This window comes from Aeromonas enterica (assembly GCF_054052465.1).
This window is the reverse complement of sequence record NZ_JBSTYL010000002.1, coordinates 354,887-380,500: the sequence shown is the minus strand read 5'-3', so window position 1 is coordinate 380,500 and position 25,614 is coordinate 354,887. Positions and strand designations below refer to the sequence as shown.

Here is a 25,614-nt window from a genome sequence, read left to right as displayed (position 1 = left end):
ATTTTTAAAACGCAGGAGTCGACAATGAACCCAATATCCGCCACCACGCTCGCCGCCGCCATGGCGCTCGGCCAGGCCGAGGAAAAAGAGCAGACGATACAGGTATTTTCTCCGGGGCTGGCGCCTGCAACCCAGGGGGCCAGCGAGTTCTTCGTCGGGGATGTCTATGTGGATCAGCGCTATCAGGGCACGGCGCCCGCCGCCATCTCCGGTGGTCTGGTCAGCTTCACGCCGGGGGCGCGCACCGCCTGGCATACCCATCCTCTGGGCCAGACCCTCTACGTGGTCAGCGGGGTGGGGCGGGTACAAATGGCGGGAGGTCCTATCCGGGAAATCCGGCCAGGGGACCTGGTGTGGATCCCGGCCGGGGTGAAGCATTGGCACGGTGCTGCGCCAGATACCCCCATGACCCACCTGGCGCTGGCAGAACAGCAGGATGGCAAGGTGGTGACCTGGTTGGAACAGGTGAGCGAGGTCGATTACCACACGCCCATCGACGCGCAGCGAGAGTGACTCGGCCCCATGAGTGGGCGGTTAAACCTATCTCTGCATGGTGGTCACACCATGACCTTCAGCTATGTAAACAGGATTGAGGCCACAGGCCAAACAAGGGAACACAACCATGAAGAGACTGATTAAATCATTGCTGTTTTGTATGCTGGCGGGGGCGCTGGTGGCGCCCGCCCGTGCCGATCCCCTGGTTATCCAGGAGCAGGGCAGCTTTGCTGCGGGGGGCACCGTCGTCACCGCACCCGGCACCTTCGACCCCAGGAAACCACTGGACCCTGCCGGTCAGACCTACCATGGGGATCACGCCAGCGTCTTCTATCAAATCCCATCCAACCCGCACCCGTATCCGATCGTCATGCTTCACGGCGCAGGCCAGTCTGCCCGTACCTGGCAGACCACGCCGGATGGCCGGGAAGGTTTCCAGACCCTCTTTCTGCGCCGGGGATTTGCAACCTATCTGGTCGATCAACCCCGCAGAGGCAACGCGGGTCGCAGCATGGCGGAGGGGACAGTAAATCCCAATCCGGATGAGCAGTTGTGGTTCAATCAGTTCCGCCTTGGCGTCTGGCCGGATTATTTCAACGGCGTCCAGTTTTCGCAGGATCAAGCTGTGTTGAACCAGTATTTCCGTCAGATGACCCCCAACACAGGGCCCTTTGATGTCAACGTCATCTCCGATGCCATGGCGGCGGTGCTGGACAAGAGTGGTCCTGCCATCCTGTTCACCCACTCTCAGGGGGGCGGGCCTGGTTGGCATACCGCCATAAAAAGCAACAAGGTGAAGGCCATAGTCGCGTTCGAACCAGGCAGTGGCTTCCTCTTCCCTGAGCAGGCGTTGCCAGCCCCCATGCCGAGTGCGTTCGATACCCTGAAGGGGGAGCCGGTGGCGATGGCACAGTTCATAAGCCTGACCAGGATCCCGGTGCTGATCCTGTATGGCGACAACATCCCAGGCAAACCGACCGCCATGCCCGCCCAGGACAGCTGGCGAGTCCGGCTGGCGATGGCTCGCCAGTGGCGGGATCTGGTCAACCAGCATGGAGGGGATGTCACTGTCGTTCATCTGCCGGAGATCGGCATCAAGGGCAACACCCACTTCCCCTTCTCCGATCTGAACAATGTGCAGATCGCCGATCTGGTCAGCCAGTTCCTGAAAGAGAAGGGTCTGCAATAACCAGGGGATAACGGCAGGGTGCCTGATATGCACAATCACGGTGGTCAGCACACCCTGGCAACGAATTGATCCCTGGAGGCCCTTGGCCTCATGCCAGTCACAACACAGCGAAAGGACAACGAGATGAACACAGTCAGACTCAATAACGGCATCGAGATGCCCCTGCTGGGGTTTGGGGTCTTCCAGATGACGGACGCGGCAGAGTGCGAGCGCGCCGTCATCGAGGCCATCGACAGCGGTTACCGGCTGATCGATACCGCCGCCTCCTATCAGAATGAGACCCAGGTCGGGAACGCGATCAGGCAGAGCGGTATTGGGCGCAACGAGCTCTTTGTCACCACCAAGCTCTGGTTGCAAGACGCCAGCTATGAGGGGGCCAAGGCGCAGTTCGAGCGCTCCTTGAATCGCCTGCAGCTCGATTATGTGGATCTCTATCTCATCCATCAGCCCTACGGGGATGTCCACGGCGCCTGGCGGGCAATGGAGGAGTTGCAGCAAGCCGGCAAGATCCGGGCAATCGGCGTCAGCAATTTCCAGCCGGATCGGCTGGCGGATCTCATGGCGTTCAACAAGGTGGTGCCTGCCGTCAACCAGATAGAGGTGAACCCCTTCAATCAGCAGATGCATGCCGCACCCTGGATGCAGAGTCGACAGATACAGCCACAGGCGTGGGCTCCCTTCGCCGAGGGCCGAAATGGTCTGTTCCAGCATCCTGTGCTGACCGCCATCGGTGCGAAGCGGGGAAAGAGCGTGGGGCAGGTCGTGTTACGCTGGCTCTTCCAGCGAGGCATAGCGTCGCTGGCAAAATCGGTGCGCAAGGCGCGGATGGAGGAGAACCTCGACATCCTCGACTTTGAGCTCAGCCTGGAGGAAATGGTGCAGATAGCGGCGCTGGATACGGCAACCAGTGCCTTTTTCTCTCACCGCGACCCCGCCATGGTGGAGTGGCTGACCCGGCGCAAGCTCGACGTCTGACAAGGGGGATGGGCAAGGATACCGGGGCATTAACCTGATTGACGGTGAACGGCTGGCTTCATTGTGTCGCTGGCCGTCTTTCTTGTGCATCACGCACTGTGCACCCACAGGAGGAGGGACCCGGATCCGCAAACGCGCGACATCCGCGAATAAGCGCAGGGCAGTAGCCTGCTGACACCAAGAGGTAGCCGGCCAATATCAAGATCCGTGCCTCTGCTGCCAACCAGGCTTGGTGGAGCACCGAGATGTCGTTCTCCATCGCCCCAAAACCAGAATATATGACCACTTGCTCATTATGGGATCTGGCCCCTGTCTCTTTGCCTAGTCGGCGTGCGGCTCACCTGCCATATTAGAGACATTGGCCGGGTGTGCTATGACTGGAGCAAGTTCATGCGGATTGAACGTCGACGTCTTATCCGTTCGTTGTTTGATGAATACATCGAGATGTACTCGGCGCGTGATGATCGCCTTACTACCCGCTTTAGTGACAATTTCAGCGGTTATGCCGGCAGCAGCGATCAACTCGTGACTGACAGGGAAGAGTGGGTGCGGGTGACCCGGAAAGATTTTGCGCAGATCCCCGAGCGTATTCATATCGAGATGCTGGACTTGTCGCTGCAAGATCTTGCCGATGATGTGGTCGTCGCGACAGCGTTTTTCCACATTCATCTGCCCATCCCTGATCATTTCCTGTCGCGGGAGACTGCCAGACTGGTGTTGATCTTCCGACATGAGGCGCAGGAGTGGAAGATTGCGCACAGCGGGATCTCCATTCCCTATGGTTCGGCGCAAGAGGCCGAAGTCTATCCTGTGACGCGCTTGCAAGAACGCAATGCAGAACTGGAGCAGATCATTGAAACCCGCACCCATGAACTGGCAGAGGTCAACCGACAACTGGAGATCCTGAGCAATACCGACGCCTTGACCAGCATTGGCAACCGTCGCCTGTTTGATCACATCCTGGTGCAGGAGTGGAATCGCGGGTTGCGCAGCGGCATGCCACTGGCGCTGATAATGCTCGATATTGATCACTTCAAGCAGTTCAACGATCACTACGGCCACCTGGCTGGCGACACCTGTCTGCAGGCACTGGCGCAGGCGTTGTCACAGTCGGGCCGCAGAGCCGGAGAGTTGGTGGCTCGCTATGGTGGGGAAGAGTTCGTCATCTTGCTGCCCAACATGAGCCTGCAGGCTGCATATGAGACGGCGCAGCATATCCATCACCTCATCCTGGCGCTGGCCTTGCCACGTTGTGATTCTGCGCTGGGGATTGTCACTGTCAGCTTCGGGGTGGCCAGCCTGCATCCTTGTGCCAGTCAATCTGCCATTGAGCTGGTCAGGCTGGCCGATACGGCGCTCTATCGCGCCAAACAGGCTGGCCGCAACTGTATTCAGCTGAGTGAGGAGGGCGAGATCCCGCCGTGTGCGGGCACTATGACTAACTCAGGGACTAACTCAGGTAGGGCCTGATATCGACCTCATCCACAAGCTCGGGTGCCATGTAGCGCTCGGCATACTGACGATAGATGCCGGAACGCAGAAACAGATCAAACAACTCGGGATCAATATGCTGATCCTTTTTCATGAACCCCATGATGTGAATGGCTTCCGAGAGTGACTTGGCTTTCTTGTAGGGACGATCACCGGCTGTGAGCGCCTCGAAGATGTCGGCGATAGCCATGATCCGCGCCGGTATGCTCATCTCATCCCGAGTCAGGCGTTTGGGATAACCGCTGCCATCCATTTTCTCATGATGCCCTCCTGCCATCTCCGGCACGCTCTGAAGGTGGGGAGGGAAGGGCAGTTTTTCCAGCATCATGATGGTCTGGATCATGTGCTCATTGATCTTGTAGCGCTCTTCATCGGCCAGGGTGCCCCGGCTGATGCAGAGGTTGTATATTTCGCCCCGGTTGTAAAGATATTCGGGCACCTGCACCTTGAAACCCCACGGATTATCCTCCGCCAGCCGTTCGCGCTCGCTGCGCGGAAACAGATGGTCACCACGGTCGGCGAGCAGCGGCTCCAGGGTTGGCAGGCTGGGTTCGGGCTGGTGCTGCTTGCGGGCCATTTCGTCCTGGGAGATCCCCACTCTGTCGGAGAGAGTACGACGCCAGGTGCGACGGGCAAGCTGATGGATCCGCTCGACATGTTCAGGCGCCATAAACTCGCTTCCCTCATTGCAACGGGCGACGAAGGCAAACTCCTCATCCAGTTGTTGCAGTTCAGTGTGCAGGCCCGCCAGCAGCTCAGCGGCATTGTCGCCGCTCGCCAGGGACTGCCAGTAGTGAATTTCAGCATCGCGTTTCAACACCTCAAAGCGCATGCGGATCTCGTGAATGCGATCGTACAGCGTCTCCAGTTTGGTGGCCTTGTCCACCACGAATTCCGGTGTGACGACCTTGCCGCAATCATGCAGCCAGGCCGCAATATGCAAGGCCTCCCACTGATCATCGCCGAGCTGGAAGTGGCGCAAGGGTCCTTCGGTCGCATCGCAGGCAGCCTGCGCCAGCATCTTGGTCAATTCGGGAACTCGCTGGCAGTGGCCGCCGGTGTAAGGACTCTTTGCATCGATGGCTCCGGCGATCAGCTGGATAAAGGATTCCAGCAGACTCTTCTGTTCATCGAGCAGGCGCTGGGTATTGAGAGCAATGGCGGCGGTGGAGGAGAGCGCCTGCACGAATGCCATCAACTGTGGGCTCAGCGGATGCTGTCGCTCATCAATGAGCAGCGTCAGCGTACCCAGCAGCTTGCCTTCCCGGCTCGTCAAGGGAATGGCCCAGAGAGTGAGGGCGTGGGTCAGATCGGCTGGAAGTGGAAACAACGCTTGCAGCTCGGCGGCCGTCAGCTTTTCCGGTGGTTGATCCGGGTTATTCAGCGACATTGTCAACGGATGATGCGGCTGATCTGCCAGCAACAGGGGAGCGGTCTGGTGAGCTTCCAGCAGCAGATCGCCCCAGCGCAGACGTGCCAGTTGCAGGCTTTTTGCCTGGCCATCGGCCAGATGGATCATGCTGCCATGGGCATGAGTGACCTGCTGCATCTCCAGTAACACTCGCGCCAGCAACTGCTGGAAGCTGGTTTCGCTGGAGAGGGCGTGGGAGAGTTGCAAAAAGCGCGCAATGGTCGCTTTCATGTTTCCCATTGCTTGGGAGAGATCGATGATCTCGGCGATGTAGGTGTTGATCTGTACGGGTTGATTGAAGTCGAACTGGGCGATCTTGCGTGCTTCCAGGGTCAGGGCATCCAGTGGACGGGCTGCGGTTCTCGCCAGAAACACCGCCGAGATGATGGCCAGCCCCAGAAAGACCAGAGAGAGGACAAATCCCTGATTGCGAATGGTGATCGCCGTGGCCAGCAACTCGCTGTGCGGCACCGCCATCCAGAGTGACAAACTGGCGCCATCTGCCGCTGGCAAGCTGACCCGCATGCCTTGCCAGTTTTGCCCCTCGGACTGGAAGGTCAGGCTTTCACTGTGCTGCATTTTGCTGATCTGCATCAGCTGCTGGATCATGGGCAGGTCGGTCTCTGCCACCTTGGCCAATCGCTTGTTGCCTTCCCTATCGGAGATAAATTGTCCCCCCTTGTGGCTGGTGATCAGCTCATCTCGTTCGTTGAAGATGGCCAGCCGCATATTGGGGGTCAGTGCGGCTGCTTTCAGCATGCGCTCGATGGATCCCAGGCTGAGATCGATCCCGACAACCCCAGCGCCATTGGACATCGGCTTGGCAACGCTCAGGTTGATCTCCTGCGTGTCCCTGGAGATGTAGGGGGGCGTTTGGACCAGATGACCGGCGTGACGGGCCAGTTTGAACCAGGGCCGGGTACGGGCATCAAGCGTCAGGCCGGCCCGGCTGTCGCGCTGGATAATGGCGAGATCATCTGCCAGAAAAAAGGTATCACTCGTGGTCCGGGAGCCCTGATGCATGATGCTCTCCAGGATCCAGCGGGTACGGATGGGAGGTGTCAGCTGCGAGACCCGTGTGTCGGCAGGCCAGGGGTGTAGCCAGAACAAGTCACCATTGTCATAACCGGCATAGACGCCATTGGCAGAAGCCTGCCCCTGCAACAGGGTGACCATGTAGGGCACGGTGGCCAGTCTAGCCTCCAGCGTGGTGGCCTCGATGAGGCGATGTCGTGCCAGCAGCTCAGTGCTCAGGGCGGCGGGTTGGAACAGCCCCTCCAGTTTTTGAATGGTCAGCTGACCGATGAGACTAAAGCGGACTTCAGCATCTCTCATGAGCAGCTGCTTGGTCTGGATATATTGATGGACCAGACTCGCTACGGCAAACACCAGGATCAAGCCAAGAAACAGGTAGGCGATATGAATGTACAGGGGGATGACGCGGCGAAACATGATCACGCTCCGGCGCTGGCGTAAAAAGAGCAAGAGGCCAGGCGGCAAGGCGTATGAAAAGTGCGGACTGGGGGTTGTGTGATCATGTCAATTCCTTTGAATGAACAACAATAAACCTCATATTTTGAACGTCATCATACGTGAGCGGCAGTATCACCGCGAGCGCGTCAACACATGTTCTGGCGCTCGTCAGCAGGCCATGTATGGGGGGCTGTCGTCAGTGATTCCATCAGCCAAGGGGGCCGCTCTGACGTGAACCGTCAGCCGGGTGAGGGTGGCGATTCCCCCTTCATGCGGTGGTATAGGGCGTTGCCTCCTCTTTTTGTGAAAAAATGGTGGCGATCGTCAACTGACTGCTTGATTCATCCAGTGTCATGGTCATGGTAGCCGCCTGTGCCTCCATCAACATTCTGGCGTGATATAGATTGGCACCAGCATATTCCTTGCTGTCACCATAGGTAAATTTATCCTGAAGCTTGATGAGTGTGGTCATATCCAGCGTCGTGGTGCTTGTGATGGAGATGGCGACATCGGCACTGTTCTTCATGCAGACAACATGAATTACCCCCTTGTCCATTGTGTATTCACAAACCAGTCGCAATAATATCTGGAATGCTGAGTAGCATAAGAAACTATCACCTGAAATAGAAAGTTCATCATAAAGGTAATTGTGGGGCTTGGTCAGCTTTATATCGATTTGCTTGTCGGAGTAACGCTCTTTATATTGCACGGACAACCGGTTGAAGATATCGAATAATTTGACCATGTCAATCTTCAATGAGAATGTTCCGGTTTCAATTTTGTAGATTTCACTGGCAAGGCGCGTCAGTTCCAGTGCATCGACAATGGATCGCCGGGAGGTAGCAAGCTGGGTTTTCTGGGTCAGATTGAGAGGCGTGTGGGCACTTAATTCATCGAGATGATGCAGGGCATTGAGCAGTGGCTCCTTGATTTCGTAACGCACATTGAACTCGAGACTCTCTTTCAACCGGTTGAGCTCGAGCATCTGGTCATACTCTTTTTGCAGATGGCGACGGGCATGCACCAGGCGCATCAGGTTGGCAATGCGAAACCGCAACAGTTCAATATCGATGGGCTTGGTGATGAAGTCGACCGCCCCCAGTTTCATCGCCCTGCGCCGCGAATAGCTATCGTCGAGTGCGGTCATGAAGACGATGGGAATGTGCTCGGAAACAGGATGTTCACGCAATATTCTGGCCACGTCGAATCCGCTCAGATTGGGCATCATGATATCGAGCAGCACCAGATCCGGGGGATTGTCGGACTGACAGATCCGGATCGCCTTTTCACCCTCCTTGACCAGCTTGAGATGAAATTCCTTGCGAAATACCGAGGTGATCAACAACAGATTATCGGGAATGTCATCGACAACCAGGATTGTTGGACTGTCCTGAGTACTGGCAATCAGATCATTTTCGGTAAAGCGATTCAATTTTCCGATGTCGAGATAGGGCGTCGTATCCGGATGACTGGCGTGTGTCGATGCGGCCCGATAAATACGGCTTTGCAACAACTCAGTTTTCAGCGGAGTAAGAATAATATCGGTGACTTTGGCCTTGATAAAGGCGGCGATGATATCCTTGTCTGTTCCAGCCGTCAGCGTTAAAAAAAGCAATCTCCGATGTTTGCCCGATCGTCTGAGATCTTTGAGGGTATTTAATATGGAGACGGTATGGATATCTATATTACATATGACCATGCCCAGCTCATGCTGATTTAATTCTTGCTGCCATGTATCTATATTGTCAGTGGCACAGATATCGGTCAGTCCCGCCAGCTGTAATTGTTCGCGAAGCGACTCACAATGTAATATGTCTTTTTCAAGTATCACCGTCTTGCCAGCAATTAATTCGGATAACTTCATCTGCTTGGTGAGATCATTCATGATGCGATTTACCCAACGGCCGGACATTGGCTCTTATCATATATAGTGTGTGAGCCCGGTCAATCGATCCCTGAAGAGCATGTGATTCTTGTCTTCAGTTTTGCGTTGATGTGCACGAAACGTGTTATCCGTGGCTTTCAGGGGCGACAAACCTGCATATCATAGTGGTGACATCCACCGCCTTGCCACCGTGCAACGTGTGGCCTCATCTTGCAGCAGAAGAGAAAGGATATGGACCATCTGAGCGTGAATTCTGCTCTTCCTATCACGCGGGAGGAGGATGACATCGGCACTTTCATTGCACTGGCACCCGCTGCACCCTGCCTGCCAGCAGGGCTCGCGGGCTGCCTTTTCAGGCATCAGGCATCATGAGAAGGAGGGCCGGGCACTGGCCACTGGTGCTGTTGGTTTGCCTGCTGGTGGCCGGCCTGATGGATCTGCTCTATCTGCAGCTGGAGCGGCATGCCTATCAGCAGATGCTGGATAACCGCACCCAGCGGGAATCGGATAACCTGCTGCAGCTGACACTCTCCAGCAAGGGGATGGGGGCAGTACAACTGGCGGGGCTTCTTAATCGTGAAATCCAGCAATCCTCGCTTCTGGCGCAGGGCAGCAAGGCAAGGAGTGAAGCTCTTCAGGTGCTGGCCGCAGGTGTCGGAGCCAACCATGCCTTCGTCACCAATGCTGCTGGCATGATAGTACGCGACTGGGATCAACTGGGCCGGCATGTCGTCGGTCAGGATGTCTCCTTTCGCTCCTATTTTCAGCAGGCCATGGCAGGTCATGAGAACGTGGATGCCGGGGTCAGTCTGAATACCGGTAAACGGATGCTTTATGTTGCGGCCCCGGTTTCTCACGATCGCAACTTGGGCAGTCAGATCACCGGTGCCGTGGTGGCCCGTTTCGAAATGGAATTGGTTGACGCTTTTCTCGCTGGATGGAATGACACCATTGGTTTGCTGGTCTCCCCCGATGGCGTGGTGATGGCCAGCAACCGGGAGCCGTGGCTGATGCGTGCGGTAGGTCTGCTGCCAAGCAGTCGCCAGCAGCAGCTGTTTGCCTCCCGTCAATATGGTCAGCAATTTGCGCCGACCCGTCGGCAGCAGGGTTTGCCCGCACTGGACAGTGACAGGGTCACCATCGAAGGTGTGACATATCTGGTCAGCCGGGTTCCTGTTGAATGGCATGCCCTCAAGGGCAAGTGGCATCTGTTTCTGCTTGTTGATGAAGCCAGGATCGTGCCGCTGTGGCGCCATCTGCTGGTATTTTTTTCCATCTTGTTCGCCGGCCTGCTGCTTGCCCGGCTATGGCACGATCGCCTGTTGCGCCAGCGCGGTATTCGCGAGCGTGGTGAGCTGTTTGCCTTCCAGCAGGCCTTGATCGATACCTTGCCACATCCACTGTTTTACACCGATCGCGATGCCCGGCTGGTCGGGGTCAACCGGGCATTTGATGAGCTGCTTGCACCGTCGGCGAGCGTATTGGGCAAGCGGGTGGATGAGTTGCCTTTTCTTGGCCAGCAGGAATGCAAGGCGATGTCTGCCGATCTGGCCCAGCTGATCGCGACTTCGGGCCGCTGGCAGCGGGAGATCAGGGTGTCGCTGCAAAACGGATACAGTGGTGATTTGCTCTATTTTCTGTCGGGGGTTCAGCTTGCACACAGCGAGTTGGGTGGTGCGGTCGGCAGCTTGGTGGACATCACCCCCATTCGTGCCGCCGAGCAGGCGATGAAGGAGGCGCACGATCTGGTGGCGGCCGATCGCCAACGACTGCATGAGAGTGAGCAGCGGATCCAGTCGATGGTCCGCAACGTGCCCGGCATGGTCTATCGCTGCATCCCCCGTCACCCCTGGACCATGCTGTTTGTCAGCGAGGAAGCCGAGAAGCTGACCGGCTACCCGGCCACGGAGTTTGTCGGCCCCGATGCCTGTCGCGCATTTGGCGAGCTGATCCACCCCGATGACATGGTACGGAGCAACCAGAATACCGAGGAAGCCATTCAGGCTCACCGTCAGTACATCAACGAGTACCGGATCCTGGATCGTTTCGGCCAGATCCGCTGGGTCTATTCGCTCGGGTTGGCCACTTATGATCAACATGGCAGGGCCGAATATCTGGACGGGGTGATCTTTGACTTCAGCGAGCGCAAGCAGGCCGAAGCGGCAATGCTGGAGGCCAGACGGATTGCCGAGGATGCCACCCGTACCAAGAGTGAATTTCTGGCCAATATGAGTCACGAGATCCGCACCCCCATGAACGCCATCATAGGCATGGCCCACCTGGTATTGCGGACCGGGCTGGATCCTCAGCAGTACAGCTACGTGAGCAAGATAGACAAGGCGGCCAACAGTCTGCTCGGGATCATCAATGACATCCTCGACTTTTCCAAGATTGAAGCGGGCAAGCTGATATTGGAACAGGTCGAATTCGAGTTGAACGAGGTGTTGGTCCAACTGGCCGACGTGACGGCCTTCAAGGCTCGCGAGAAAGGGGTGGCACTGATCTTCGATCTGCCGGAACAGGCGTTGAGCCTGGTGGGTGACCCACTGCGTTTGGGCCAAATCCTGCTCAATCTCACCAGCAATGCCATCAAGTTCACCGAGCGGGGCGAGATAGTGGTGCGCCTTGGTGTGAGCGAGTATGGTGCCGGCCGCCTCTGGCTGCAGGGCTCTGTGCAGGATAGTGGTATCGGAATGACGGCCGCCCAGTGCGAGCAACTGTTTGTCTCGTTTGTCCAGGCTGACAGTTCAACCACCCGCAAATATGGTGGTACCGGCCTGGGGTTGGCCATCACCCATAACCTGGTGCAATTGATGCGGGGGGAGATCCGGGTAGAGAGCGAGCAAGAGAAGGGCAGCCAGTTCCATTTCAGGATCCCTTTCCTGTTGCCCACTCAAGAAGCGTCGACTCCTGCTTGCCCGCCCACCTGCCGCATCTTGCTGCTGGACTCCAATCCCGCGACCCGCCATGCACTGGCCTCCCAGCTTGCCGGCTGGCAGGTGCAGATCCCGCAGAGCATGGATGAGCGTCTGGCCACGCTGACGCAGGTCGAGCAAGGAGAGCAAGCCTGTGATCTGATTGTGCTTGGCTGGCAACCGGATGCTCTCGAGCCACATGTCGCAAGGCTGGCGAGGCGATTGCAGGACAATGCGACCGGTGTGCTCGCCATCTTGTTGGTGACCACGATGGAGCCTGCGGATGCAGCCAGGATAGCCAGTACTCTGGCGTTGCCCCATGCGGCGCTGATTGTTCACCCCTTTACCGCACAAGCGCTGCATCAGGTGATTGCACTGGCAACAGGAAAGAGGCAGAGCGCTGACGCAACCGTGGTGATGGCACAACCACCCCATGTTCAGCAGTTGGCCGGGGCCCGTCTGCTGCTGGTGGATGACAACGAGATGAACCGGGAGTTGGCGACAGCCCTGCTGGATCAGCAACAGATCTCCCTGGTGTGCGCCGAGCACGGAGAAGCGGCGCTGGCAATCCTCGCGAAAGACCATGACTTTGACGGGATTCTGATGGATTGCCAGATGCCGGTGATGGATGGATACACGACAACCCATTTTATCCGCGCCAATCCTGTGCTGGCATCATTGCCGATCATCGCCATGACGGCCAGTGCCATGGCCGATGACAAGGCGAAGGTGCTGGCGGCAGGCATGAACGATCACATCGCCAAACCACTCGATATCAAGCTGATGTTTGCCACCCTGGCGCGCTGGATCAAGCCCGCGCGAAGACGGATCAGCACAGCACTGCCATCCACGATCACCTCCCATAATATCGGGCACGGCCTGCCGCCCATTGCGGGTCTGGATCAGGCGGTGGGTCTTGCCTTCATGCAGGGAGATGAGGCGCTGTATCGCAACATGTTGCAGCGTTTCTGGCAGGGTCAGCAGGGGTTCGAAGTGCGTTTCATGGCGGCCTGGCAAGCGGGCGAGCAGGAGACTGCGCAGCGTCAGGCCCATACCTTGAGTGGCAATGCCGGTACCATAGGCGCCACATCGGTGCGGCAGGCGGCGGCGGCTCTGGAGCTGGCGTGTGCGCAACAGAATAGGGAAGCCGTCATGGCACATCTTTCCCGGGTACAGCTGGTGCTGCAACCGCTGCTGCTGGCCTTGAATGCACAGTCGCTGTTGTCACCCGCTGACAACCCGCCGCCCTCTGCCGAGCCCATCTCGGTGCAGTTGCAGCGACTGCACGGGCTCTTGCTTGACAGCGATGGCGAGGCACTTGCGCTCTGTGCCGAGATCATGGCCGGGATGATGGAATCCGGGATGCGCTATCAATTCGAACCCGTCAATCGCGCCGTCAATGCGTTTGATTTTGAACTCGCGCTGGAGGCGTTGCAGCCTTTGCTGTGAGGGGCAGGCAAACACGGCTCCGGTTTACCGGCAGTGGGCTGTCTCGCCGATTATGTGTATACATGTGGATACGGAACCACACGGGTAGCATGGAATGCGACAACACAGAGACGGTGATACGGCCAGAATGGCGCTCGGGGCATTGGGTATTGTCTACGGCGATATCGGCACCAGCCCGCTCTATGCCCTGAAAGAGTGCTTTGCCGATCGCATCGGGCTGGCGCCTTCCCCTGAGAATGTGCTGGCCATGGTCTCGCTTGTTTTCTGGACCCTGATGCTGGTGGTTTCCCTGAAATATGTGGTGCTGGTGTTGCGTGCGGATGATCGGGGCGAGGGAGGGATCATGACCCTGCTTTCTCTGGCCATCAGGCAGGGCTCGCCCCGGCAACAGGCTGGCTTGCTGGTGCTCGGTCTGGCCGGTGCCGGGTTGTTTCTCGGAGATGCGGTGATCACACCGGCCATGTCAGTGTTGTCCGCCATGGAAGGGTTGCACGTGGTGACTCCGGCACTCTCTCCTTTTGTGATCCCGGGCGCCTTGTTGGTGCTGATCCTGCTGTTTTCGGTGCAACACTTCGGTACCGGGAATGTCGGCAGCTGGTTTGGTCCCGTCATGCTGCTCTGGTTTGGTACGCTTGGGCTGCTGGGGTTGCTGGCGATCCTCGAGCACCCTGCCATCCTCGTGGCGCTCAGTCCGCTGCATGCCATGAATTTTATTCAGCATCAACCCGGATTGGCCTTCATCACCCTGGGGGCGGTTGTGCTCTGTGTCACCGGTGCCGAAGCGCTCTATGCGGACATGGGGCATTTTGGCCGGGGCCCTATCCGTCTTGCTTGGGGCAGTCTGGTTTTTCCGGCCTTGATGCTGAATTATTTCGGGCAGGGGGCACTGATCATGCACAATCCTGCTGCTATCCAGAACCCCTTTTATCTGCTTGCTCCCGGCTGGGCACTGCTGCCCTTGGTCGGGCTGGCCACACTGGCGACGGTGATTGCCTCCCAGGCAGTCATCTCAGGGGTCTTCTCGCTGGTCCGCCAGGCGATCCTGATGGGCTATCTGCCCCGGCAGGCCATACGGCACACCTCGGACAAGGAGATTGGCCAGATTTATCTGCCGCTGGTGAACTGGATACTGATGCTGTGCGTGGTGCTGGTCATCGTCATGTTCGAGTCGTCCGGCAATCTGGCTGCGGCCTACGGGATCGCGGTGACCGGTACCATGATGATCACCACCATACTGTTGGCGTTTGTGGCCTGCCAGCGCTGGCAGATCCCTCCCTATATCATCGTCTTGTTTGGTCTGCCCATGCTGGTGATCGATGCCGGCTTCTTCGGAGCAAACGCCCTCAAGTTTTTCGACGGAGGCTGGCTGCCTATCTTGTTCGCTGCCATTGCTCTGGTGGTGATGACGACCTGGCATCGCGGGCGGGAACTGGTGCTGGAGAAGCTGGAGAAAAAAGCCCTGTCATTGCCTGCGTTTGTCAACAACATGGAGGCTCATCCGCCGATCCGGGTGCCAGGCACGGCCGTATTCATGGCTCGCTCTGCCAAGGGGGTGCCCAATGCCATGTTGCATAACCTGAAACACAACAAAGTGTTGCATGAACGGGTGGTGTTTTTGACGGTACGAACCAAGGCGGGGCCGCACATTGATCGCCGCGAGCGAGTACAGGTTACTCGTCTCGGAACATGTTTCTGGCAGGTGAGTGCCTTTTATGGCTACAAGGAGACACCCAGCGTCGACGACATTCTGGCCTGCTGCATGGATGAGGGGTTGGTCATTCAGGCCAGCAGTACCTCTTTCTTCTTGTCGAGAGAGACACTGATCAGCACGGATCTGCCCGGTATGGCGCGTTGGCGAGAGGAGTTGTTTGTCTGGATGAACCGCAATGCCTTGAAGGCGACCGACTTCTTCCATATTCCCACCAACCGGGTGGTCGAGCTCGGCGAGCAGGTTGAGTTATAAACGCCGGATTGGCGATCTGAAGGGCACCAGGGCCCGCACCGGAATTGTGTGGGCCTTGTGCTTTGTGCGTGGGCTTGCTGTTGACCTCCGTAGTCACTGGAGGACGAAGGATCAGAAACCCCCATGATGCCGAGAAACAGCAGGCGAGCCTGGTAGGCCGTTGCGCTCGCGGCGGGCAAACAGCCCGGCCACCGCCTTCAAGCCAGTGGTCTCGGCGCGAGCGTCACTGAGGCGCAAATTGTACTTCCCACCAGAATGGGCCCCACTGCGTGTGGTGGTTAATCCGGCTCGCCCGCTGGCGCCGCCATGTCCGCGACAATCTGCCAGAAGGCATCGATGAGCGGGCCCTTGCTGTGGGGCGGGCGAAGGAGGCCTATGGTCCAGCTTGCCTCGGCTTCGCGCAGGGGCAGGGTAAGCACATCCGGGTGCTCTATGGTGGTGGAGGAGGGCACCAGGGTCCAGGCGATATCCGCCGCCGCGGTGGCGACCCCGGCGGCGAAGTCGTTGACGTACTGGATATCGCGAAAGCGCACGCCGCTCTGGGCCAGGTAGTGCATCAGGTTGTCGTAAAACGAGGGGGCCTTGTCCCGGCGCAGTATGGCCAGCGGTTTGTCCACCAGATCCGCGAGTTCATTTACGCCGCTGTAACTGGCGGGCAGTACGGCGACAAAGTGCGCCTGCACCACAGGCAGGCAGTGCCACCCCTTGGGGGCGGGCAGGCGGCAAAAGCCGAGATCCAGCCTGCCTTCGCTCAGGGCCAGCAATTGGTGATGGGTGGAGAGGTCGTTGAGCTCTATGGTGACCTGCGGGCGCTCGGCGCGAAAGCGGGCGATGGCGGCGGGTACCAGTATCTTGGTGGCCACGCCGAAGCCGATGCGCAGGGTGCCGCTGTTGCCTGCCAGCACGTCGCGGGCGGTGCGCCCTAGTTGTTCGCTCTGGGCCACCAGGGCGCGGGCATCCGCATAGAGCGCCCGTCCCAGCACGGTCAGGCGGGTGCTGCTGGCGTTGCGCTCGAACAGCTCGCCGCCAAACTCCTCCTCCAGCCGCCTTATCTGCTTGCTCAGGGCCGACTGGGTGACATGCTGGCGCACCGCCGCCTGACCGAAGTGCAGCACCTCCCCCAGGGTCACGAAGGCTTTCAGATCCCGTAGCTCCACCACAGCTCCTTTCATTCCTGTTGGGAATGTTGAATGGCCACATTTGTCATTGGACGGAATTTTAGAACTGTTCGATGCTTATGCCAATTTATTTGGGGCGCCTTGAATGGGGCGCCGATTTATCAGAGATGGCTGACACCATCCGCGCAGAAGGAGCAACACCAGATGCATCACCATATGTTCAACGACTTCCCGAAAGATTTTCTGTGGGGCGCCGCCTCCGCCGCCTATCAGGTGGAAGGGGCCTGGAATGCCGACGGCAAGGGCCCCTCGGTGTGGGATCTGTTCACCAAGCTGCCGGGCAAGACCTTTGAGGGCAGCAATGGCGATGTGGCAGTCGATCACTATCACCGCATGGAGGAGGACGTGGCGTTGATGGCCGAGATGGGGCTCAAGGCCTACCGCTTCTCGGTGAGCTGGCCGCGCATCTACCCGAGCGGCCGGGGTGAAGTGAACGAGGCGGGTCTCGCCTTCTACGAAAAACTCATCGACACCCTGCTGGCGCACAAGATCGAGCCGGTGCTCACCCTCTATCACTGGGACTTGCCCCAGGCGTTGCAGGATGAATACGGCGGCTGGGAAGACAGACGCATCATCGACGACTTCGAGCGTTACTGCGTGACCCTGTATCAGCGCTTCGCCGGCAAGGTGAAGTACTGGGTGTCGCTCAACGAGCAGAACTACAACCTGACCAACGCCTATCAGCTCGGCACCCATCCCCCCGCAGTGCAGGATCGCAAGCGCTTCTTCGCCGCCAACCACATCGCCTTCCTGGCCAACGCCCGGGTGATCAAGGCGTTCCGCCAGCACGTGCCGAACGGCCTGATCGGTCCGAGCTTTGCCTACTCGCCCGCTTATCCGGCGTCGTGCGACCCCAAAGACATGCTGGCGTTCGAAAATGCCGAGGAGTTCACCAACTACTGGTGGCTGGATGCCTATTGCTTCGGCCGTTACCCCCAGGCGGCGCTCGCCTATCTGAAAGAAAATGGCGAGGCGCCGGAAATACGGCCGGGGGATCTTGAGCTGCTGCGCGAAGGCACGCCGGATTACATAGGGGTCAACTACTACTACACCTTGACCTACACCGACAATCCCCTCGGCGGCCAGACACTGCAGCGCATCAACACCACGGGCCAGAAGGGCACCACTCCCTCGAGCGGCATTCCCGGTCTCTACAAGACGGCCCCCAACCCGCACCTGGAGACCAGCAACTGGGACTGGGCCATTGACCCGACCGGGATGCGCATCGCCCTGCGCCGCCTCTCCTCCCGCTATGGCTTGCCGCTGATGATCACCGAGAATGGCCTCGGCGAGTTTGACCAGCTGGGGGCGGATGACAAGGTGCACGATGATTACCGCATCGCCTACCTGCGCAGCCACCTGGTCGCCTGTCAGCAGGCGCTGCAGGACGGGGTCGAGCTGATTGGTTACTGCGCCTGGTCTTTCACCGATATCCTGAGCTGGCTCAACGGCTACCAGAAGCGTTACGGCTTCGTCTATGTGGATCGCGATGAGCAGGGCGGCTCCTTGCGCCGCATCAAGAAAGAGAGCTTCCACTGGTATCAATCGGTGATCGCAAGCGGCGGCAAGGCGCTGTAAACATCGCAATAGTTGCTCGCGGGGTCCCGTTGCGGGAGTGTCACACTTGGCACATTTGCTGCCAGATTGATCCAACTCATGCTTTTGTCAATTAGTGCAGGTTCCAAAGGGAAGGAGCCCGGTAGGGTTGATCATATTGGCTAGATTCAATGTGTTAAGTTGGCCCCAAACAATGGGATTTTTCATGTCGGCTCGTGTGGGATGCACACCATGAACAACCGCAACATGCCTCATCTTGGGACGATGGTCGGTGGAACCCTGCCCCAGCAGGTCGATCTGCGGCAAGTCGTGTATGCCTTGTCGGCATCACTGGACCTGGTCGGGATAGGCGATGTGTCTCATGGCAAACGGGTCGGGATCATGGCGGCCGAATGCGGACGAGCACTGGGGGCAAGTGACAGTGAATGTGGTTGCCTGTTCGAGCTGGGGGTGCTGCACGACATCGGTGTCTCATCGACCTTTATCCATTGTCATCTGGTCAGTGAGTTCGATTGGGAATCATCCCAGCTGCATTGTGAAGTCGGCTATGAACTGCTCAAGGATTTTCCGCCCCTGGCCCCTCTGGCCGATCCCATTCGCTATCACCATACCCATTGGCATCAGCTTCAGCACATGCAAACGCTGTCCGCTGCCGTCATCCGGCATGCCAACCTCATTTTTCTGGTCGATCGGGTGGATGCGCTGGCCGCTCCTTACTATGGCGATGGCACCCTGCTGATGCATATCCATGACATTCGCCAGAGGATAGAGGCATGCGCCGGTGAGTTCTTTGACCCCGAGCTGGTGGCGGCGTTTCTGACGGCTTCCCGCTCGGAGGCGTTCTGGCTGCAGCTGGAGGGGCGAGCCATCACGGATTACATGTATGACATGTTGCGCGAGCAGGAACCCTGTCCCACCAGCAACGGTGAGCTCAAACAGCTGGCGCGTATTTTCTCGGCCATTGTCGATGCCAAGAGCCCCTTCACGGTGGCGCACTCGCTTGGGGTGGCAAGATTGGCGCGTCTGCTGGCCGAGCGGATGGGCGTTGCGGAGGGGCGCTGTGAACAGCTGGAGATCGCTGGTCTGCTGCACGATCTTGGCAAGCTGCGGGTACCGGACGAGATCCTGGACAAGACGGGTTCACTGGACGAGCGGGAGCGCGCCATCATCAACACCCACAGCTTCGAGACCTATCAGATCCTGCGTCACATCGACGGTTTCGAGGCGATCGCCCTCTGGGCCTCCTACCACCATGAAGAGCCCAATGGCTGTGGTTATCCCTTCCACCTGACCGCCGAGGCGATGCCGCTGGAGGCCAGGATCCTGCGGGTGGCCGATATCTTTCAAGCCATGGTGCAGCATAGGCCCTATCGAGAGGGGCTGAGCGCCGGGCAGGCGCTCAGCTTTCTGCAACAGTTGGCCAGCCAGAACCGGGTCGATGCCGAGGTCGTTGCAACCCTGGCAGCGCATTTGCCGCAAGCGCTCTGCGCCGCCAACGGTCAAGGGCAGGAGGTGACGATACGGCACTGATGGCAGGTATGCCGATCCCGCCCGTACAGAGACATGCTGTGATGAGCGCTAGATAAACATGCCGCCGGAGGCCTCGATGCGCTGGGCATTGACCCAGCGATTGTCATCCGAGAGCAGGGCCGCTATCACACCGCCTATGTCGTCGGGCTGGCCGACTCGTCCGAGCGCGGTCTGGCTGGCGATGAAGTCGTTGACGGCCTGATTGTCCCGCACCACACCCCCGCCAAAATCAGTCTCGATGGCACCGGGCGCCACCACGTTGACGGCGATCCCGCGCGGGCCCAGCTCCTTGGCCAGGTAGCGGGTCAACACCTCTATTCCCCCCTTCATGGCTGCGTAGGCGGCGTAACCGGGCAACGCGAAACGGGTGAGGCCGGTCGAGAGGTTGATGATGCGCCCGCCGTCGCCGATCAGTGGCAGCAGGTGCTGGGTCAGGAAGAAGGTCCCCTTGAGGTGAATGTTCATGAGGGTATCGAACTGCTGCTCCGTGGTTTGCTCGAAGCTGGCGTGGATGCCGATGCCGGCGTTGTTGACCAGAAAATCGAACCGCTCGCGTTGCCACTCCCGTTGCAGCAACTGGTGCACCTCAACCGCGAAGGCCGCAAAGGAGGCGCTCTCGGCCACATCGAGTGGCAAGGCGTGGGCCTTCACCCCGAGCGCTTTGGCCTGCGCCACCACGGCGGCCGCTTCTTCGGCCTGGCTGCGGTAGGTGATGATGAGATCGACGCCTTTGGCGGCGAGGGCCAGTGCCGAGTGCTTGCCGAGGCCGCGGCTGGCGCCTGTGATGAGCGCGATGGAACGGGTCATGGAACGACTCCTGTCAATGGGGGTGGGTGCGGGCTCGGGACGAGCCGCTAGTGCCACTCTATTGGTGCTTACAGCATGGATAAAGAGGGTGATAATGGATGCACTGTTCCATTTAAAGTGACAATGACGCCATGGTTCAACTGGAGGCGATGAGAATGTTTATGCGGGTGGCCGAGCTTGAGAGCTTCACCCGCAGCGCCGAGCAGCTGGGCATGCCAAAGGCAACGCTCTCCGCGGCCATCCGGCGGCTGGAAGATCAGCTGGGAACCCGCTTGCTCCATCGCACCACCCGGCGGGTGAAGCTGACCACGGATGGTCAGCTCTGCTATGTCCGCTGCCAGGAGCTGCTGGCCGACATGGAAGAGTTCAACGGGCTGTTTCGGCAGGGTGGGCAACTCAGCGGCCAGCTGCGGGTGGACATGCCAAGCCGGATGGCGCGCCATCTGGTCATCCCGGCGCTGCCCGCCTTTCTGGCGGCCCATCCTGACTTGCAGCTGATGCTGAGCTGCACGGATCGACGGGTCGATCTGGTGCGTGAGGGCTTTGACTGTGTGGTGCGGGTGGGGGCGCTGGAGTCCTCCAGCCTGGTGGCGCGTCCCCTGGGACACTACCGCCAGATCAACTGTGCCAGCGCCGCCTATCTGGCTCGCCACGGCACACCGCAGACGCTGGCGGATCTGGCTCAGCACCGGCTGGTGCACTATGGTGCCGGGCCCGGGAGTCGCGAGGCCGGTTTCGAGTACTTGCAGGCCGATGGCTCCCGCGCCGTGCTGGCGATGGCGGGGACCCTCACGGTGAATGACAGCGAAGCCTATCTGGCGGCGGCGCAGGCGGGGCTTGGGATCATCCAGCTGCCAGGCGTCGGGGTCGAACCGCAACTCGCCAGTGGTGAACTGGTTGCCATACTGCCTCATTGGCGGGCGCCTCCCTTGCCCATTCACGCACTCTATGCTCATCGTCGTCAACTCTCGCCCAGGGTACAGGCCTTCATCCACTGGCTGAGCGAGGTGCTGGATGAGGCGCTTGCCGGGGAGTCAGAGCCGGCAACGCCGTAAACGGTACTGGCTGGGAGATTGATCGAATGCCTCCTTGAAGAAGCGGCTGAAGCTGCTCTGGTTGGCAAAGCCGAGCCGTCCGCCCACCTCCTGCAACTGCAGACCGGGATCTTGCAGCAAGCGGCAGGCCTCCTCCCGTCTGATCTGCTCCAGCAGCGCCGAGAAGTGGCAGCCCTCCTCACGCAGATAACGATTGAGGGTCCAACGGGTCAGCTTCAGCGTCTCGCAGATCTCGCCGAGCAGGCGGTGGGGTTCGCAGTCTCCCTGCCAGAGCCGGTGCCGGATCTGCTCCAGTACCCGCTCACGGTAGCGAGTTGGCGGGTGGAGCTGGCTCATCTGTTGGCCAAGCTCCCCCAGCAGCAGGGGTTGCAGGGCGAGGTTGTGGCCGGCATAGGCGAAATCGAGCAGGGCGGCGGGGAAGCGCAGCTGATAGCCATTCCCCTGGCGCAGCCCTCCTCCGAGCCAGGCGGCCAGCTCGCGCCACAGCTTGGGTCGCACCGGCGTTGGCAGCACCAGCTGGCCCTGCCCCGGGTGATAAAACTGGAGCAGGGCACAGAGGTGGCAGAGATTGGTCAGGCTGCTCATGGCGATCACATCCGGATGATGGGAGTCCGAGTAATAGCTGAGCCGGGCTATGCCATCCTGCTCCTGCAGCGTGATCCGGTCGCACTCGCCGATCAGGGGACGGTAGGAAAGGAAAAAGTGCAGCGCCTGGCGCAGGGTGGCGGCGTTGCAGCAGAGGCTGGCCAGGGGCAGGTAGTCGGCAAAGAACCTGGTCAGCGAGGGAGGCGCCCAGCCATGGGCGAGATCCGCATGAGGGGCGAAGTGGGCCAGCAGCCGGAAGTGGCGCTCGGCATCTATCCTGCCCTGGGGCAGGTGCAGCTCTTCTCTGGCAATGCCGGCAGCGGAGAGAAGGTGGGCCGGATCCCGTCCTTGGGCCTGCCAGTGGGCGAGGCAGTACTGGGCTATCCGGTTGGAGACTGTCTTCACGGCTAAATCCTTGTCAGCGGTGGCCCACCATGATCCAGCACCGGCCACAAATTGCTGTGACCTAGGTGTGGTTAATTGTTTCAGTTTTGTAACCAAGCGTAATCCTGCAACCCTTTTCACAGTTTTGCATGCTGCTCCCAGCGGGCAAGCTCCTGCACCCGGCGGGCAAGTGAAGGGGCTGGCTTTTCCATACAGTGGCCTGACCTACACACATGGAAGGTCACAATAATGAAATACCACCGTCTCGCCCTGACCATAGGCGCCCTGCTGCTGGCCGGGTGCAACAATGACAACGACTCCACCTCCAAGCCCGAGCAACCCAACCTGGGGTACCGTTCTGCGGCCCTGATCGAGCAGGATGGCCTGCAATTCAAGGATCTGGATGCCAGCGGCGACCTGACCCCCTATGAAGACTGGCGCCTCGGTGCCGACGAGCGGGCGCGGGATCTGGTCGCGCGACTCAGCCTGGCCCAGAAGGCGGGGCTGATGATGCACGGTACCTTGGTGCTGGACGAGCAGGGGCGGGTCAATCTGGCCGCCATGGACAAGATGCTGAGAAGTGATGGGGTCAACACCTTCATCACCCGCATGGCCGGGGATCCGGCGGCGATCGCCTTGGACAACAACCGGCTGCAGGCACTGCTGGAGGGGGTCGGCTTCGGCATCCCGATGACGGTCAGTACCGATCCGCGCAATCATTTCACCCACGATCCCAACGCCACCAGCATTGGTGCCGGTGCTTTCTCCCAGTGGCCGGAAACCTTGGGACTAGCCGCCATTGGGGATGCCGCCCTGGTGAGGCGCTTTGGCGACATCGCCCGCCAGGAGTACCGCGCAGTCGGGATCCAGGAGGCCCTGTCACCGCAGGCGGATCTGGCGACCGAGCCACGCTGGGGCCGCATCAACGGCACCTTCGGCGAGAACAATCAGCTCGCCAAATCCCTGGTCAAGGCATACATAGAGGGCTTTCAGCAGGGGAATGACGGCATAGGACCGCAGAGTGTCGTCACTGTGGTCAAGCACTTCGCCGGGGCCGGCCCGCAGAAGGACGGGCTGGATGCCCACAATCCCTGGGGCAAGGAGCAAGTCTATCCGGGTGGCCAGTTTGCCTACCATCTGGTGCCGTTTGAAGGAGCCTTTGAGGCCAAGATGGGGGGCGTCATGCCCTACTATGCCCGGCCGGAGGGGCTGACTTATGAGGGGCAGGCAATCGAGGAGGTGGGTTTTGGCTTCAACCGCCAGATCCTGACCGATCTGTTGCGGGGCCACTTCAAGTTCGAGGGGGTGGTGCTCAGCGACTGGAGCATAGTCAACGACTGCAACACGCGTTGCGAGGAGGGACTGAGCAAGGAGGAGGTGGCGGCCGGTGTTGATCCCTGGAGCCTGCCCATTGGCATGCCGTGGGGGGTGGAGAAGCTGACCAAGGCCCAGCGTTACGCCAAGGCCATCGCCGCCGGGGTGGATCAGTTCGGCGGGGTGGAGGATCCAGCCCCCTTGCTGGCGGCCGTGCAGGCGGGTCTGGTGACCGAGGAGGCGGTGTCGGCCTCGGCCCAACGCATCCTGGAGCAGAAGTTCGTATTGGGGCTGTTTGAGAACCCCTATGTTGATGCCCAGGCGGCGGTGACCCTGGTCGGCAACAGCGCCTTCCAGCAGGAGGCCCAGGCGGCGCAGGCTGCGTCTCATGTGCTGCTGAAAAATGATGGCGCCTTGCTGCCACTCAGGGCCGAGGGCAAGCGGGTCTATCTCCATAACGTCAATGCCGAGGTGGCGACAGCCAATGGCTATACGGTGGTGACGAACTTGGCCGAGGCCGATCTCGCGATTGCCCGGGTCAGTACCCCCGGCGAGCAGGATCCCCGCTTCCCGTTTGGCCGTATTAATTTCGGTCAGCTTGGCTTCGCCAGCAAGGATCAGGTGGTGCAGGAAACCGCCCACGAGGGGGTTTATCAGGGGGCGGACGATCTGGCCGTCATCCAGACCATTGAGCAGGCCGGGGTGCCGCTGGTGCTGTCGGTCTATCTTGACCGGCCTGCCATCCTGACCGAGGTAGCACCCGCGGCACAGGTGCTGCTGGCCAACTTCGGGGCGCTGGATCAGGCACTGTTCGACGTCATCAGCGGCAAGGCCAAGGCCCGAGGCAAGTTGCCGTTTGAGTTGCCCTCCAGCTGGCAGGCGGTGTTGAACCAGCACTCGGATGTGGCGAGCGACTCTGCCAGTCCGCTCTATCCCTATGGCGCTGGGCTGGACTATTGAGTCATGGCTGACGACCATTCTGAACGAGGCGCCTGCGGGCGCCTTTTCTATGGTGGCCATCGAGGATCCCGGTTTGGCGCGGGCGGGGGAGATCGGCATAATGGCGCATTCACAGTGCAGAGGAGATCTCATGAAATATATCGGAGCCCACGTCAGTGCCGCCGGCGGAGTGGAGAACACCATAGCCCGCGCAGAGGCCATAGGTGCCAACGCCTTCGCCCTGTTTACCAAGAATCAGCGTCAGTGGCAGGCGGCGCCGCTCTCCGAGGCCAGCATTCGCGCCTTCAAGCAGGCTTGCGAGAAAGCCGGCTTTCGTCCGCAGCAGATCCTGCCCCACGACAGCTACCTCATCAATCTGGGGCATCCGGATCCTGACGGACTGGCCAAGTCTCGCGATGCCTTTCTCGATGAGCTCAAGCGCTGCGAGCAGCTGGGGCTTTGTTACCTCAACTTCCACCCCGGCAGCCACCTGAAACAGATCCCGGAAGCGGCCAGCCTGAAACTGGTGAGTGAGTCCATCAACTGGGCGCTGGAGCGAAGCCAAGGTGTGACGGCGGTGATCGAGAACACCGCCGGGCAGGGCAGCAACCTCGGTTGGTCGTTCGAACACCTGGCCACCCTCATCGACGGGGTGGAAGACAAGAGCCGGGTCGGCGTCTGTTTCGATACCTGCCATGCCTTTGCCGCCGGTTACGATCTGCGCACCCCTGAATCCTGTGCCCGGGTGTTCGCCGACTTCGATCGCATCGTCGGCTTCCAGTACCTCAAGGGGATGCACATCAACGGCGCCAAGTGTACCTTCGGCAGCCGGGTCGATCGCCACCACAGCCTGCAGCAGGGCAATCTGGGGGAGGCGGTATTCCACCACATCATGAATGACGATCGCTTCGACGGCATTCCGCTGATCCTGGAGACCATAGACGAGACGATCTGGCGTGACGAGATCCGCTGGCTGCGCAGTCTGGCCAAGGCGTGAGGCGCCCGGAACCGCCGCATAA

General features: G+C 59.6%; 16 protein-coding genes. 11 read left to right on the top strand and 5 right to left on the bottom strand.

Going from position 1 to position 25,614, the window contains the following annotated elements; translation table 11 throughout:
* Positions 1 to 24: 24 nt before the first annotated feature.
* From ACW5XD_RS04020 to ACW5XD_RS04005, 4 genes are all read left to right on the top strand, one after another.
* Positions 25 to 513, top strand: coding sequence for a (R)-mandelonitrile lyase (locus ACW5XD_RS04020; protein WP_456493737.1), 489 nt, complete (start codon positions 25 to 27; stop codon positions 511 to 513).
* A 109-nt stretch (positions 514 to 622) separates the two neighbouring features.
* Positions 623 to 1,684, top strand: coding sequence for an alpha/beta hydrolase (locus ACW5XD_RS04015; protein WP_456493736.1), 1,062 nt, complete (start codon positions 623 to 625; stop codon positions 1,682 to 1,684).
* Positions 1,685 to 1,807: 123 nt separating this feature from the next.
* Complete coding sequence (locus tag ACW5XD_RS04010; RefSeq protein ID WP_456493735.1) at positions 1,808 to 2,659, top strand: aldo/keto reductase; 852 nt, start codon at positions 1,808 to 1,810, stop codon at positions 2,657 to 2,659.
* Positions 2,660 to 3,049: 390 nt separating this feature from the next.
* The gene (locus ACW5XD_RS04005) at positions 3,050 to 4,129 is read left to right on the top strand and encodes a GGDEF domain-containing protein (protein WP_456493734.1); all 1,080 of its coding nucleotides are present in this window, start codon (positions 3,050 to 3,052) and stop codon (positions 4,127 to 4,129) included.
* Here ACW5XD_RS04005 and ACW5XD_RS04000 read toward each other — a convergent pair.
* On the bottom strand, positions 4,110 to 7,013 hold the full coding sequence (locus tag ACW5XD_RS04000) for an HD domain-containing phosphohydrolase (RefSeq protein WP_456493733.1): 2,904 nt from the start codon (positions 7,011 to 7,013) through the stop codon (positions 4,110 to 4,112). The genes ACW5XD_RS04005 and ACW5XD_RS04000 overlap by 20 nt on opposite strands.
* A 289-nt stretch (positions 7,014 to 7,302) precedes the next feature.
* Entirely contained in the window at positions 7,303 to 8,919 is a 1,617-nt protein-coding gene (locus tag ACW5XD_RS03995) for a response regulator (protein WP_456493732.1), read from the bottom strand.
* A gap of 368 nt (positions 8,920 to 9,287) precedes the next feature.
* Between ACW5XD_RS03995 and ACW5XD_RS03990 the strand changes: the two genes are divergently transcribed.
* Positions 9,288 to 13,283, top strand: coding sequence for an ATP-binding protein (locus ACW5XD_RS03990; RefSeq protein WP_456493731.1), 3,996 nt, complete (start codon positions 9,288 to 9,290; stop codon positions 13,281 to 13,283).
* Positions 13,284 to 13,377: 94 nt separating this feature from the next.
* Positions 13,378 to 15,246 (top strand): potassium transporter Kup, encoded by a 1,869-nt coding sequence (locus ACW5XD_RS03985; protein WP_456493730.1) that lies wholly within the window; start codon positions 13,378 to 13,380, stop codon positions 15,244 to 15,246.
* Between the two features lie 278 nt (positions 15,247 to 15,524).
* Here the strand turns inward: ACW5XD_RS03985 and ACW5XD_RS03980 are convergent, their stop codons facing one another.
* Positions 15,525 to 16,403, bottom strand: a complete 879-nt coding sequence (locus ACW5XD_RS03980) for a LysR substrate-binding domain-containing protein (protein ID WP_456493729.1) — start codon at positions 16,401 to 16,403, stop codon at positions 15,525 to 15,527.
* Between the two features lie 165 nt (positions 16,404 to 16,568).
* Between ACW5XD_RS03980 and ACW5XD_RS03975 the strand changes: the two genes are divergently transcribed.
* Complete coding sequence (locus ACW5XD_RS03975) at positions 16,569 to 18,002, top strand: glycoside hydrolase family 1 protein (protein ID WP_456493728.1); 1,434 nt, start codon at positions 16,569 to 16,571, stop codon at positions 18,000 to 18,002.
* 210 nt (positions 18,003 to 18,212) lie between these two features.
* Positions 18,213 to 19,511, top strand: a complete 1,299-nt coding sequence (locus ACW5XD_RS03970) for an HD-GYP domain-containing protein (RefSeq protein WP_456493727.1) — start codon at positions 18,213 to 18,215, stop codon at positions 19,509 to 19,511.
* A gap of 48 nt (positions 19,512 to 19,559) precedes the next feature.
* Here ACW5XD_RS03970 and ACW5XD_RS03965 read toward each other — a convergent pair whose 3' ends face one another.
* Positions 19,560 to 20,318, bottom strand: a complete 759-nt coding sequence (locus tag ACW5XD_RS03965) for an SDR family NAD(P)-dependent oxidoreductase (RefSeq protein WP_456493726.1) — start codon at positions 20,316 to 20,318, stop codon at positions 19,560 to 19,562.
* 131 nt (positions 20,319 to 20,449) lie between these two features.
* Here ACW5XD_RS03965 and ACW5XD_RS03960 point away from each other — a divergent pair, with 131 nt between their 5' ends.
* Positions 20,450 to 21,373 carry a LysR family transcriptional regulator gene (locus ACW5XD_RS03960; RefSeq protein WP_456493725.1) on the top strand — a complete coding sequence of 308 codons (924 nt, stop codon included), beginning with the start codon at positions 20,450 to 20,452 and terminating at the stop codon, positions 21,371 to 21,373.
* Here the strand turns inward: ACW5XD_RS03960 and ACW5XD_RS03955 are convergent.
* Entirely contained in the window at positions 21,353 to 22,363 is a 1,011-nt protein-coding gene (locus ACW5XD_RS03955; protein WP_456493724.1) for a helix-turn-helix domain-containing protein, read from the bottom strand. The two genes, ACW5XD_RS03960 and ACW5XD_RS03955, sit on opposite strands and share 21 nt — an antisense overlap.
* A 228-nt stretch (positions 22,364 to 22,591) precedes the next feature.
* Here ACW5XD_RS03955 and ACW5XD_RS03950 point away from each other — a divergent pair, with 228 nt between their 5' ends.
* Positions 22,592 to 24,616 carry a glycoside hydrolase family 3 protein gene (locus ACW5XD_RS03950; protein ID WP_456493723.1) on the top strand — a complete coding sequence of 675 codons (2,025 nt, stop codon included), beginning with the start codon at positions 22,592 to 22,594 and terminating at the stop codon, positions 24,614 to 24,616.
* 130 nt (positions 24,617 to 24,746) lie between these two features.
* Positions 24,747 to 25,592: a deoxyribonuclease IV gene (gene nfo / locus ACW5XD_RS03945; protein ID WP_456493722.1), complete on the top strand. Its 846-nt coding sequence runs from the start codon at positions 24,747 to 24,749 to the stop codon at positions 25,590 to 25,592.
* The last annotated feature ends 22 nt before the right edge of the window (positions 25,593 to 25,614 follow it).